This window comes from Sphingobium sp. R-21, assembly GCF_049913335.1.
Lineage (GTDB): Bacteria > Pseudomonadota > Alphaproteobacteria > Sphingomonadales > Sphingomonadaceae > Sphingobium.
This window is the reverse complement of record NZ_CP184374.1, coordinates 2,057,933-2,071,357: the sequence shown is the minus strand read 5'-3', so window position 1 is coordinate 2,071,357 and position 13,425 is coordinate 2,057,933. Positions and strand designations below refer to the sequence as shown.

Sequence of the window (13,425 nt, the reverse complement as noted above, 5' to 3'; positions counted from 1 at the left end):
GCGGCATTTCGGTCTGAATTATCCTGTATCTTCAACAAAATTCATCCACTGATATATCAAAATATGAATTAGATAATGTTTTTGGCTTGCATGAAATATCGATTGGCTGCATTCACGGCGAACAAGGGCGGCGGTCGACCGATCGCGCAAGAGGGAGAGGATGAATGAAGATCACCCGGATCATGTGCCTGTGCACGGCAGGTGCAATGTCTCTCATGCAGGCGTCGATGGCCTGTGCGCAGGCTGGAGGTGAGGCGACCACGCCGTCCCCCGGCTCGCCGGCACAGCCGCAGGACTCCTCTGATGCCGCAGCTGGCACGGCCCCGGCACAGGCCAGCAATGTCGAGGATATCATCGTCACCGGTTACCGCGCCTCGGCGGAGCGTGCCGTAGCGGTCAAGCGTGAGGCCGCGTCCGTCGTCGAGGCCGTCACCAGCCAGGATCTGGGCCGCTTCAGCGACGTCAACATCGCCGACGTCCTGCAGCGCGTGCCGGGCGTTCAGATCGAACGCAACGACAGCGGCACCGCTGGCGATCGCGCATCGATCCGCGGCCTCGGCCCGGGCTACACGCAAGTCACGATCAACGGCCGCGTTCCGCTGACCGGCGGCAACGAGGGCATCAACTCACTGCGCCAGGTCAATCTCGACGTGCTGCCGACAGAGGTCATTTCGGGCATGCTGGTGTACAAGACACCGACCGCCGACCTGGTCGAAAGCGGCATCGCCGGCGAGATCGACGTCCAGACGCTGAAGCCGCTCGACTATCGCGCGCCCGGTGGCGGCACGTCGTTCGGCAGCCTGACCGTCCGTGCCGACTATGACGACCAGACGAAAAACTTCATTCCCCGGATCAGCGGTGTCGTCGGCACCAAATTGCTCGACAACCGGCTGGGCGTCTATCTGTCGGGCCTGTGGTCGCACGGCGACACTTCCAGCTCCGAACTGTTTTCGCGCTTTGCCACTCGGGATTTGTCGTTCGACGATAATGCCGACGGCAGCATCGACCGTGTCGAGCGCGGCGTGCTGGTGCCCTCGCGCATCACGGCGTCGAAGAACGACGGGAAGATCAGCCGCCTGGCGTTCAGCAGCGGTCTTCAGTTCAAACCGAGCGATCAATGGGAAATCAACGTCGACGGAACCTATTCCAAGTTTCTGAACGAGCAGTTCCGACCGACCAACGATCTCCAGCTCAACGGCGCCAGCAGCGTCTATGATGGTGTGGCCAGCCCCGGCGGCTATACCGTCCGTGACGGACGGCTGCTCGCATTCGATACGTCGAAGCTCGCCTATGCGGGAGGAACGGGCCCGGGCGTCACGCTGGATCCGCAGCCGCTGAAGTTCTTCAACAACCAGTATGCGATCGTCGCCGGCGGCAACATCAAGTATAACGGCGACGGTTTCCGCGCGAGCGTCGACTATGGCTATTCGAACGGTCGCTATGATCAGGATCTGCGGCTGTTCTTCGGCGGCACCAGCGCGCCGAATCGCAACGTGCAATTTGACGGCGTTCCAATGGTGCCGACGATCACGGGAGTGACCAACGTCGTCACGCCGCCGGGCGGCGTCTTCAACGGCTTCTTCGGGCGCAAATATTTCAACCGTTCGCATGCCCATGCGCTTCGCGGCGACATCGCCTATGACGTGGCACCGGATGTCGTGCTGAAGGCGGGCGCGCGCTATCAGGACACGACCATAAGGCTGCGCAGCACCTCGCTGTTCGTGCCGGCTCCCGATGCGGCCACCGGCTTCACTACCGCCATTTCCCAGCAGATGCCCGACGTGATCTTCAACGGGCAGGATGCCGGCTTCCTGCCACGCTTCAATTTCGGGGTGCCGATCCCGTTCCTCGATTATCCGGCGGCGGCCAATCTGGTTCCCGCGCTGCGTGACGCGGCGATCGACAAGGAAGACGCGTCCTTCGCCATCACCGCGCATGAAAAGACGACCGCATTCTACGTGCAGGCCGATGGGAATGGCACCTGGGGCAATATGCCGGTCAAGGGCAATGTGGGCGTCCGGGCGGTCTACACCGATCTGACCTCGCGGTCGACGCAGAGCACGACGATCCTCAACGGCCTGAACGCGACGCTCAGCCAGACGCTGACGCCGACCAGCGACACGCATCGCTACTGGGAATTTCTCCCCTCGGCGAACCTCGACCTCAATCCCACCGACCCGCTGCATGTCCGTCTGGCCGTGTCCCGCGTGATGTCGCGCCCGGAATATGAGGATACCGCGCCACGCAACGCGGTCAGCTACTATGATCCCAACGATCCGCGCGTCGATCCCAGCCAGCGCGGCACCGCGACGCTCGGCAATACGAAGCTGAAGCCGCTGACGGCGTGGCAGCTTGACCTGGGGCTGGAATATTACACCCGCGGCGGCGGTGCGCTGTATCTCGGCGGCTTCTACAAGAAGGTCGACGACTTCATCCTGCGTACGGTGACCCTCGACACCACCATTCCGGCACAGGGCGCGACCCGCCTGGACGTGACGCAGCCCGTCAATGCATCGAATGGACGCGTCTATGGTGCCGAAGTCGGGTTGAACCAGCCGTTCAGCTTCCTGCCCGCACCGTGGGACGGGTTCGGCGTGCAGGCGAACTATACCTATATCAACTCGAAGATCACCATCGACAATGCCGCGTCGACCACCTCCTACGGCTTCCCGGGGGCATCGAAGCACAATGCCAACGCGATCGCCTATTATGAGAAGGGGCCGTTCGCGACCCGCGTCGCCTATGCCTATCGGTCGAGCTACTTCCAGGCGCTCGGCGGCGGCAACGATCGTGCTGCGCAGCCGACCTTCACCAAGGGATATGGTCAGCTCAACGCGAGCATCTCCTACCGTCCGATCGAGCATCTGGAGCTTAGCGTCACCGGCACCAACCTCACCCGTGCCAATCGTCGCGACTATATCGTCGATCCCGACATGTTCCGCTCGTTCATCCAGCGCAGCCGGACGATCGCCTTCGCCGTACGCGGCTTCTTCTGATCGACCGGACCCTCGCCAGGTTCTTCGGCATCGATATCGGGACGTCCGGCGTCAAAGCCATCGTCATGGATCCATCCGGGAAGACACCGGGCGAGGCGCTGGGCGAAGGCGTGGGGGGTGCTGCCGGTGCGGCGCCCCCGGGGCGCCCGCGCCGGCCAGATGCTCGGTGCCACTCTGCGGGGGGCGGACGACCGTCCGCTCCTATTTGCCTGCAACCGGGCACAGTTGGCCCCACGCCCCTGAGTGAAATTGCCATCCGCGCGGCTCCATATAGCCACGCTCCCCCGGAAGGGCTCGATGCTCCGCCTCATCCCCCCTCAGACGCGGCAATCGCGGCATGGGGCGAGGTTTCTGCATCAGATGCGCAGGCAAGATGAAGGATCCCTCGACATTCTGGAGGGGACGATATCGTCGGGCCCAACACTTTCACAACGCCGCGTTTTTCTGTAGACTGCGGCAAACGGTTATTATCCGAAGGCGACTCGTAAGGTCGACAAGCCGTTCGACCGGAGCCGCCTCACCATTGGTGGGAGAGGGCCTGTGCCGATTGCGGTCGCCATCGCCTTGCTGGTGTTTGGTTCGGTCGCCTTCCACTTGTTCAGTCCATGGTGGCGGACACCGATCGCGACCAATTGGGGTTCGATAGACTCCGCGCTCGACGTTACGCTGTGGATTTGCGCGGCGGCATTCGTCCTTCTCAACCTCTTCCTGGCCTGGGCGCTGGTGCGATATCGGCACCGGCCCGGACACCGCGCCCATTATGAACCGGAAAATAGTCGGCTCGAAAAACGGCTGACCTTCTGGACGGCAATCGGCATCGCCGGGATGCTGGCGCCAGGACTGGCTGCCTGGGGCAAATATGTATCGGTGCCCAAGGAGGCAACGATCATCGAGGCGGTGGGGCAGCAATGGCAATGGTCGTTCCGCTATCCGGGTCCCGATGGCGTTCTGGGCGCCGCGGCGGTCAAATATGTGACGCCGGACAATGTGCTGGGGCTCGATCCGCTCGACCCCTATGGGCGCGACGACCTGCTGGTCGAAACGGGCGACCTGCATCTACCCGTGGGCAAGCCGGTGAAGATCCTGCTGCGTTCCAAGGACGTGCTGCACGATTTCTATGTACCCGAATTCCGCGCCAAGATGGATCTGGTGCCGGGCATCGTCACCTATTTCTGGATGACACCCACGAAGACGGGGACGTTCGATATACTCTGCGCCGAACTGTGCGGCACGGGCCATCATGAAATGCGCGGCAAGGTGGTGGTCGATTCGCCCAGGGCCTTCGCCGCATGGCAGGCGCAACAGAGCAGCTTCGGGCAGATACTGGCCGAGACGCCTCCAGCCGCCATGTCGATCCTGCTGATCAAGGCGAACGCCTGTTCAGTCCCCGCCTCCTGGAGCATTCGCTGATGGCTACCACCCTGGCCGACGATCTGCGCCCGCTGCATCATCCGCATAGTTGGGTCACCCGCTATGTCTGGAGCCAGGATCACAAGGTCATCGCCATCCAATATAGCGTGACCGCGATCAGCATCGGGCTCGTGGCGCTGGTCCTTTCGGCGCTCATGCGGCTGCAATTGGGCTTTCCGGGGGCCTTCCCGGCGATCCAGCCGGACAATTACCTGCAGTTCGTGTCGATGCACGGCATGATCATGGTCGTTTATCTGCTCACGGCCCTGCTGCTCGGCGGCTTTGGCAATTATCTGATTCCGTTGATGATCGGTGCGCGGGATATGGTCTTCCCCTTCGTCAACATGCTCAGTTACTGGCTGTACCTGCTTTCGGTGATCGTGCTGGTGGCGGGTTTCTTCGTGCCGGGCGGACCGACGGGCGCGGGCTGGACGCTCTATCCGCCGCAAGCGATCAGCGAAGGAACGCCGGGTCACCAATGGGGCATCGTCACCATGCTGGTCAGCCTGGCGATCTTTGTTGCGGCATTCACCATGGGTGGCCTCAACTATGTGACGACGGTGCTGCAGGCGCGGACGCGAGGCATGACGCTGATGCGGATGCCGCTGTCGGTGTGGGGCATTTTCACCGCTTCGGTCATGGGCCTTCTGGCCTTTCCGGCGCTGTTCGTCGCCGCGGTCATGATGCTGTTCGATCGTCTGGCGGGTACCAGCTTCTTCATGCCGGCGATGCAGTCGGCCGGCATGATCACGTCGACACAGGGGGGCAGCCCGCTGCTCTTCCAGCATCTTTTCTGGTTCTTCGGCCATCCGGAGGTCTATATCGTCGCGCTTCCCGCCTTCGGCATCGTGTCCGACCTGATCAGTGTCCATGCGCGGCGCAATATCTTCGGCTATCGCATGATGGTCTGGGCGATCGTCGTGATTGGCGCGCTGAGTTTCCTCGTCTGGGCGCATCATATGTATGTGAGCGGGATGAACCCCTATTTCGGTTTCTTCTTCGCCACATCGACGCTGATCATCGCCATTCCCACCGCGATCAAGGTCTATAACTGGATGCTGACCCTATGGCGCGGCAACATCCATATGCGCGTGCCGATGCTGTTCGCCATCGCCTTTATCTTCACCTTCATCCATGGCGGACTGTCAGGACTGTTCCTGGGCAATGTGAGCGTCGACGTACCCTTGTCGGACACCTTTTTCGTGGTGGCGCATTTCCACATGGTCATGGGCGTGTCGCCGGTTCTGGTAATCTTCGGCGCGATCTATCACTGGTATCCCAAGATTACGGGGCGGATGTGGAACGAGACGCTGGGAAAGCTCCATTTCTGGATCACTTTCCTCGGCGTCTACGCGATCTTCCTGCCGATGCACTACCTTGGCATATTGGGCGTGCCGCGCCGTTATTACGCGCTGGGGCAGGCCGACTTCATTCCGCCATCGGTGCATTTGGCCAACCAGTGGATCAGCATCGCGGCGCTGGCGGTGTTCGCGGCGCAGAGCCTGTTCTTCTTCAACATGATCTGGAGCCTGTTCCGCGGTCCGAAGGCCGATCCCAATCCCTGGGGCGCGGCGAGCCTGGAATGGCAGACGCCCCAGACACCGCCGGCCCATGGCAATTGGGGGCCGAAGCTGCCGGTCGTCTATCGCTGGGCCTATGATTACAGTGTCCCTGGCGCCGAGCGCGACTTCATCCCGCAGACCGAGCCGCGCGCATGAACCTCATCGCGCGCCTTTCCGAACGGAGCTGGGAACCGGCGAGCGACAGGCTGGACCCGTCGCATCGCCCCTCGGCGGGATCGGTCGGGCTGACCCTCTATGCGGTGGTGATGGCCGTCATGTTCTCGCTGCTGGTGGCGGCCTATGTCATGCGCATGGGGCTGCACGCGGCCATGGGTCATGCAGACGACTGGGCCGCGATGCCCGACCCGCCATTGCTGTGGATCAACAGCGCAGTGCTGGTCATGAGCAGCATTGCCTGGGAAATGGCCCGGCGAGCCGCGATCCGGGGCCGGGCGAGCATGGCGTCGCTCGCGGGCGGGGTGCTGGGGCTATGCTTCCTCGGCGGACAGTGGATGCTGTGGCGTCATTATCAGGCGGCGGGCTATTATCTGGCGACGAATCCGGCCAACGCCTTCTTCTATCTGCTGACCGCGCTGCATGGGCTGCATATCATCGGCGGGCTTGGCGCCGCGGGCTGGGTGCTGGCCTCGCGGAACCCGGGCCAGGTGCGACTGTGCGCGCTCTACTGGCATCTGCTGTTGCTCATCTGGATATTGATCGCCGTCTTGCTGCTGCTGACTTGAGGTTGTTGCGCCATGCTCCAGACCACGCAGGATCGTAGAGACAGGGAAGTCATCACCCCAGCCCTGCGCGAGATCGCGGCCGACTGGTCGGCGGATCAGGAGGTGTTTCGCCATACCCATTGGGGCAAGGCGATGATGTGGATCTTTTTGCTGTCGGATACCTTCATCTTCTCCTGCTTCCTGACCGGCTACATGACAATGCGCGCTTCGGCCGTGTTGCCCTGGCCCAACACGGCCGAGGTTTTCGCGCTCAACATCGGCGGACAGGACATTCCGCTCGTCCTGATCGCGATCATGACCTTCGCGCTCATCAGTTCCAGCGGCACGATGGCCATGGCCGTGAATTTCGGTTACCGGCGCGACCGCCGCAGAACGGCGGGGCTCATGCTGCTGACCGCGCTGTTCGGCCTCACCTTCCTCTCCATGCAGGCGTTCGAGTGGAGCAAGCTGATCTTCGAAGAGGGGGTGCGGCCCTGGTACAACCCCATGGGCGCGCCGCAATTCGGTGCCTCCTTCTTCATGATCACCGGCTTTCACGGACTGCATGTGACCTGTGGGGTTATCCTGTTGCTGATCATCGCGTCGAAGGTCGCGCGCGGCGATTATGATCGCACGGGCGATTATAGCGCGGTCGAGATTGCGGGACTCTACTGGCATTTCGTCGATCTCGTCTGGGTCTTCATCTTCGCATTCTTCTACCTGTGGTGAGCTCCATGAAGCAGGATCTGTCCAATGCCGATGTCGGGGCTGTGCATGAAGGGGTGCATCATCCGATCAGCCTTTATCTGAAGGTCTGGGGCTATCTTTTCCTGCTCAGCACCCTTTCCTATCTGGTTGACTACATGCATGTGCAGGGGATCGTCCGCTGGACGTTGATCGTGCTGTTCATGTTGCTGAAGGCGGGGCTGATCCTGTCCATATTCATGCATCTCGCATGGGAACGGCTGTCCCTGATCTACGCGATACTGACGCCGCCACTGGTGCTGCTGGTGCTGGTGCGGATCATGACGATCGAGGCGAACTACGCCTTCTGGACAAGGGCGATCTTCATGGGCGGGGGAGGCTGAACCATGGCGCGGATGCGTTGGGTGGTGACGGGGCTGTGTGTCGCGGGGGCCGCGGCGTCGCTCTGGAGCTTCAACTGGTTTTCAGGGCAACTCTATCCGCATGCCAGTGCCGGCGACCTTGCCTACAAGCCTGACGACATGCCGCCGCGCATAGATATGGCATCGGTGCAGCGCGACTGGCCGGCGAGCCTCGATGATCCGGCGGATGGCAATCGGCTGATCGCCTATCACCGCGACATGCGCGGGAAGGTTTCCCTGCCATCGACTGGCGCCGGGACCGGCGCCACCGCCGCCACGCCGCCGGCGGATTTGGGAACGCTGCTCGCCAGTGCCGATCCCAATGCGGGCAAGGCGAAGGCCCAGCTCTGCGCCAGCTGCCACGACTTCAGTCAGGGCGGGCCGAACCGGATCGGCCCCAATCTCTGGGGCGTGGTCGCCCGCCCGGTGGCGAGCCATGCGGGCTTTGCCTATTCGCCCGCGATGAAGGCGCATGGGGGCGCATGGAGCTATGACAAGCTGTTCGAATTCCTTGCCTCGCCGGGGCGGGACGTGCCGGGGACGAAGATGAGCTTTGCCGGGCTCCGCCGGCCCGAGGATCGAGCAGCGGTGATCCGCTATCTGGCGACCTTGGGGAATGGAGCGCCGCCTTTGCCAGCGCCGAAGAGCGCGAACTGAGTTAGGGTACGACGCTTCAGCGCCCATTCGGGCTGCGCTTGTTGAGGCGCAGCCCTTTCCTTCAGAAAAGCGAAGGGCCTGGACAGGCTCAGCCCGAACGGGTTCGGGTTACCGAACCACCGCCCGCGTGTAGAGATGCCAGGTCGCATAGCCCAGCACCGGCAGCACGACGGCAAGCCCGACCAGACCCGGCAGCGCGCCGAGGATCAGCAGCCCGACGACGATCAGTCCCCACATGGCGACCGTCACCGGATTGGCCCAGGCGACCCGTACGGAAGTGCGCAGCGCCACTCCCCAATTGGTCCGCTTGTCGATGATCATGGGAAAGGACACGACGCTGACCGCCAGGGTTATGATTGCGAAGCCGAGGCCGACCAGATTGCCGACGATGATCATCTTCCAGCCCTCGACCGTGCCGAATACCGCGTTCAGGAAGACACCGACCGAACTGACCGCTTGGGGACCGAGCTGGCCGACAGTGGCGTTATAGATGAGCCACGCTGCACCGAGCCAGGCCAGGAACAGCAGGGCGGTGATGCTGGTAAGGTCGAAGAGCGCGGGCGCCGACGGTCCGCGCACCACATCCAGGAAATGCCGCCAGCGACTGTCGAGTCCCTGTTCGCGGCGTCGTGCCAGTTCGTAGAAGCCGCTCGCCAGGGCCGGGCTGAACAGGATGGAGCCGGCGACCAGCGGGAAGAGCAGCGGCAGTATCGACACGCGGCTGGCCATCAATATGGCCATCAGCACCACTGCGGGATAGATGAAACCGATGAAGATCAGGTCGCCCCGCTTGGCCTGGAAATCGTCCCAGCCCTGTTGCAGTGCGATCTTCAGATCAGGCAGTCCGATCCTGCGAATCTCATATTCGTCACGAGACGATGCTTTTTCACCTGGATGAGCAATTGCCATGGCCGCTCTCCCTTTGAAGCTCGCCATGACGAGCGTCCGGCTTGTCCTGCCCTCTGTCGGGACCGGTGCGCGATGCAGTCCATGTTGGAGCCTGCCCAGGGCATCGTCCCGGCATGAGGAAACGCCTCATGGCCAAGGCGAAGAGTACATCTTTCCGCCGGCTTTGGACAGGGGCTGATCGCGGTCGAAACGTACATGCCGGCCCGCGGTTTCCAGCGCCACCGACAGCCCCTGGAGGCGTGCCGGCAAGCGGCGGCAGCCGTTGCGGTCAATCAAGCGCAAGCTCGTCGGTTGAACCCCGGGTCGCATGAACCTGATATGCATTGCGACAAGGCAGGATGATCCGCGCACATTCGCAACTAACTGTCTGGTTGCGATACATTATTGGCGCAATATAGCACGTCATTGACTTTGGTCATAAGATCGTCCTGTGTCGGCGGCTTGCAAGGAGGATTGGCGGGTGCGGGCATAACATCGACCCACGGCTTCGAACCGGAGATTGCCCATGAGCGACCTGATCCTGACCACATATGACTGGGTGCCGGAGATGCCACGGGGCCTTGTGCGCGACCTTCGGGTGCGCTGGGCGCTCGAAGAGGCAGGATTGCCCTATCGGGTGGAAAGCACGCCGTTTCGCGATCGCGGCCCCGAACATTTCGCGGCGCAGCCCTTCGGCCAGGTGCCGTGGCTGACCGACGGCGACCTGACCCTGTTCGAGAGCGGCGCGATTCTGCTGCATCTGGCGGACAAGAGCCCGGCGTTGATGCCGCAGGACGCGCGGGGTCGGGCCGAAGTCCTGTCATGGGTCATCGCCGCGCTCAATTCGGTCGACCTGCCGTGCCAGCCATGGAGCCTGTTCCGGTTCATGGGATTGCCCGGCGAAGCACCCGAGGCGAAGATGATCGACAAATTCCTGAAAGCCCGGCTCGACCGAATGGATGCGGTTCTCGTCGATCGCGAATGGCTCGTTGCGGGCCGCTTCACGGTTGCTGACCTGCTCATGGCGGATGTGATGCGGCAGGTCGATCGGTTCGACGGGTTGTCCGATCACGCGGCCTGTCGCGACTTCCTCGCCCGTGCCACGGCGCGACCGGCGTTTGAAAAGGCGCATCGCGACCAGATGGCTCACTTCGCCGCCGCCGATGTGGCCTGAGAACGCGCCATGTACGCCAAGGACGTTCCCGCCGGGACCATCTTCTATCACGGAACCAAGGCCGATCTGGCCATCGGCGACCTGATCGCGCCGGGGTTCGAGAGCAATTTCGTCGAACGGGGGCTGAAGCACGTCTATTTCGCGGCGAAGCTCGAAGCGGCCACATGGGGCGCGGAACTGGCGAGGGGTGACAGGAGGGGTCGTATCTTCATCGTCGAGCCGACCGGCCCGTTTGAGGATGACCCGAACCTCACCGACAAGAGGTTTCCCGGCAACATGACCGCCTCCTACCGATCGACCGCGCCGCTGCGGATCACGGGCGAACTGGAAGATTGGGTCGGCCATGCTCCCGAGCAAGTCAGGGAGATGAAGGACAATCTCGCCCGCATGAAACGCGAGGGCACGGACACGATCATCGAGGACTGATGCGCCGAAGGCCGGAGCGCGGCAGAAAACTCCAGGCCCGAGCGGCCCAGGGCCGGATGGCGGCGCATCCTTGGCGCAGCCTCTCCATCAGGGATCGCGGCAGGAGAAGGCCACGATTCCTGATAAGGACAAAGCCCACCCGGCACGCCACTCCTGCATTGTCCGAAAGGACGAGGCGACCGCCCAGCACCCGGTTCATGATCCGGGCTGGGAGATTAAATCGATGGCGCTGCAAACATTCCCCCGAATTTGCCCGACCTGCGAGGCCAGCTGCGGGTTGGTCATCGAAGCCGATCCCGACAGTGGCGTGGTCGGCCGGGTGTCCGGTGATCCGGCCCATCCGTCGAGCAAGGGCTATGTCTGCCCGAAGTCGCAGGCGATCAAGGCGCTGCGCGAGGATCCCGACCGGCTGACGAGGCCGCTGATCCGCGATGGCGAGGGCTTCCGCGAGGCGAGTTGGGAAGAGGCGCTGGACTTTGCGGCGGCCGGGCTCAGGCGCGTCGTGGCTGACCATGGGTCGAGCGCGCTGGGCATCTATCTGGGCAACCCCACGGCGCACGTCGCCGCGTTGCAGTTGGTCGGAGGGTCGCTGCTCTCCGCCATGCCGGCGCAACTCACCGGGGCGGCCGCGATCGACAACTTCGCGCGCAACATGGTCGACGCCTATCTCTATGGCGATATCGGCAATGTTCCCGTACCCGACGTCGACCGTACCGAATTCTTCCTGATCTTCGGCGCCAACCCGGCCGTGTCGAATGGCAGCATGTTCGGCGCCCCCGGCATGCCCGGTCGGCTCAAGCGGTTGCGTGCCCGCGGCGGGCGGCTGGTGGTGGTCGATCCGCGTCGCACGCCCACAGCCGAACTGGCCGACGACCACTTCGCCATCCGTCCGGGCACCGACGCGCTGCTGGCGCTGGCGATGATCGACACGTTGTTCCGCGAGGGGCTGGTGCGCCTTGGCCGCCTGGAAGGGCACGTGTCGGGACTCGACGAATTGCGCGCCGTCGCGGCGCAATTCCCGGCCGAGCGCGTCGCCCCTCTCACCGGCATCGCAGCGGAGCGCATCACCCAGTTGGCGCGCGACTTTGCCGCCGCCGGCAGTGCCGCCGCCTATAGCCGGGTCGGCATCAATACCCAGAGCTTCGGCACGCTCGGCGTCTGGGCGATAGACTGCCTCAACATCCTCACCGGCAATTGCGATGCCGAGGGTGGGGTGATCTTCCCCGAGGGCAGCCTGCCGGTCTTCACCCGCGATCCCTATGTCGGCGATCAGCCGCCCCATGGTCGCTGGCACTCGCGCGTCTCGGGCGCGCCGGAACTGGGCGCCACCATGCCCACCCACGCCATGTGGGAGGATGTCGAGACGCCGGGCCCCGGCCGCATCCGGGGCATGACGATCATCGCGGGCAACCCCGTACTGTCCAACCCCAATGCCGGCCGCGTCGCCGCCGCCCTGGACAGCCTGGAGTTCCTGGTCGCGGTCGACATCTACCTCAACGAGACGACGCGCTTTGCCGACGTCATCCTGCCGCCGGGCGATCACCTGCGCCACAGCGAGTTCACGCTGATCTGGAACAACTGGATGGTGGAGGACGTGATCTCCTGGTCGCCGCGCATCCTGCCGCCCGATCCCGACGGACGCACCGACTGGAGCATCATCAACGGCCTCGCCGCCCGCTTCATCGGCATGGACGAGGCCGCTTACGACCTGCGCTGCGCGGTGGAATATCTGTCGCGCCAGGCACCCCAATTGCCGCGCCTGCCCGCCGGGGCGGACCTGGCCGGGCTGCTGGCCGGCGCCGACGGCGAGGACTGGCCCGAACGCATCTTCGATATCCTGTTGCGCGGCGGCAAGAACGGCGACGGCTTCGGCAGCCATCCCGGCGGCCTGTCGCTGGCCCGGCTGCGCGAAAGTCCGGCCGGGATTTCCCACGGGCCGATGCAGCACGGACGCCTGCCGCAGGCGATCGCCACCCCCGACGGCAAGATCGCGCTGGCGGCCGCTCCGTTCCTTGCCGATATTCCCCGGCTGGAGCAGGCGATCGACGATGGCAGGTTCGCGCACGGTACGCTGCGCCTGATCGGTCGGCGCGAGATGCGCTCCAACAATAGCTGGATGCACAATCTGCAGCCGCTGGTGAAAGGGCCGAAGCGCTGTACGGCGATGATCAGTCCGGCCGATGCCATCCGACTCGGCATCGACGAAGGCGACGAGGTGCGGTTGCGCTCGCGGGTTGGCGAGATCACGCTGCCCGCGCGCATCACCGACGAAGTGGGGATCGGCACGGTATGCGTGCCGCACGGCTGGAGCGAGGCGCTTGACGGCTCGCGCCTGGGCCTCGCCCACAGCCTCGACGGCGCCAATTACAACCGGCTGAGCGACGACGCCGAATTCGACGTGCCGAGCGGCTGCGCCAGCTTCAATGGCACGCCGATCGTCGTGGAGCTGGCAAGGACCATCGCGCAGCAGGACGCAGCTTGAAC

Annotated in this window: 11 protein-coding genes; 10 read left to right on the top strand and 1 reads right to left on the bottom strand. The window is 63.6% G+C overall.

Translation table 11 applies throughout. The features are described from left to right. Positions 1-164 precede the first annotated feature (164 nt). From ACN9MX_RS09930 to ACN9MX_RS09900, 7 genes are all read left to right on the top strand, one after another. Positions 165-2,996: a TonB-dependent receptor gene (locus ACN9MX_RS09930; protein ID WP_426386822.1), complete on the top strand. Its 2,832-nt coding sequence runs from the start codon at positions 165-167 to the stop codon at positions 2,994-2,996. A 540-nt stretch (positions 2,997-3,536) separates the two neighbouring features. Then, positions 3,537-4,406, top strand: coding sequence for a cytochrome c oxidase subunit II (locus ACN9MX_RS09925; RefSeq protein WP_363831858.1), 870 nt, complete (start codon positions 3,537-3,539; stop codon positions 4,404-4,406). Then, the gene (locus ACN9MX_RS09920) at positions 4,406-6,124 is read left to right on the top strand and encodes a cytochrome c oxidase subunit I (protein WP_133653177.1); all 1,719 of its coding nucleotides are present in this window, start codon (positions 4,406-4,408) and stop codon (positions 6,122-6,124) included. The genes ACN9MX_RS09925 and ACN9MX_RS09920 overlap by 1 nt, the downstream gene beginning before the upstream one ends. Further along, positions 6,121-6,711 carry a cytochrome c oxidase subunit 3 gene (locus ACN9MX_RS09915; protein ID WP_363737829.1) on the top strand — a complete coding sequence of 197 codons (591 nt, stop codon included), beginning with the start codon at positions 6,121-6,123 and terminating at the stop codon, positions 6,709-6,711. Before ACN9MX_RS09920 ends, ACN9MX_RS09915 begins: the two co-directional genes overlap by 4 nt. Before the next feature lie 12 nt (positions 6,712-6,723). Then, on the top strand, positions 6,724-7,419 hold the full coding sequence (locus ACN9MX_RS09910) for a heme-copper oxidase subunit III family protein (RefSeq protein WP_363737831.1): 696 nt from the start codon (positions 6,724-6,726) through the stop codon (positions 7,417-7,419). A 5-nt stretch (positions 7,420-7,424) separates the two neighbouring features. Beyond that, on the top strand, positions 7,425-7,778 hold the full coding sequence (locus ACN9MX_RS09905; RefSeq protein WP_363737833.1) for a cytochrome C oxidase subunit IV family protein: 354 nt from the start codon (positions 7,425-7,427) through the stop codon (positions 7,776-7,778). Positions 7,779-7,781: 3 nt separating this feature from the next. Then, positions 7,782-8,453, top strand: coding sequence for a c-type cytochrome (locus ACN9MX_RS09900; protein ID WP_363756117.1), 672 nt, complete (start codon positions 7,782-7,784; stop codon positions 8,451-8,453). A gap of 108 nt (positions 8,454-8,561) precedes the next feature. Here the strand turns inward: ACN9MX_RS09900 and ACN9MX_RS09895 are convergent, their stop codons facing one another. Next, positions 8,562-9,362: a DUF2189 domain-containing protein gene (locus ACN9MX_RS09895; protein ID WP_133653182.1), complete on the bottom strand. Its 801-nt coding sequence runs from the start codon at positions 9,360-9,362 to the stop codon at positions 8,562-8,564. 505 nt (positions 9,363-9,867) lie between these two features. Here ACN9MX_RS09895 and ACN9MX_RS09890 point away from each other — a divergent pair. From ACN9MX_RS09890 to ACN9MX_RS09880, 3 genes are all read left to right on the top strand, one after another. Beyond that, complete coding sequence (locus ACN9MX_RS09890) at positions 9,868-10,515, top strand: glutathione S-transferase family protein (protein ID WP_363756119.1); 648 nt, start codon at positions 9,868-9,870, stop codon at positions 10,513-10,515. Positions 10,516-10,524: 9 nt separating this feature from the next. Beyond that, a complete protein-coding gene (gene arr / locus ACN9MX_RS09885) occupies positions 10,525-10,941 on the top strand; it encodes an NAD(+)--rifampin ADP-ribosyltransferase (protein ID WP_426386820.1) in 417 nt (138 codons plus the stop codon). A 223-nt stretch (positions 10,942-11,164) separates the two neighbouring features. Next, entirely contained in the window at positions 11,165-13,423 is a 2,259-nt protein-coding gene (locus ACN9MX_RS09880; RefSeq protein WP_426386819.1) for a molybdopterin-dependent oxidoreductase, read from the top strand. The last annotated feature ends 2 nt before the right edge of the window (positions 13,424-13,425 follow it).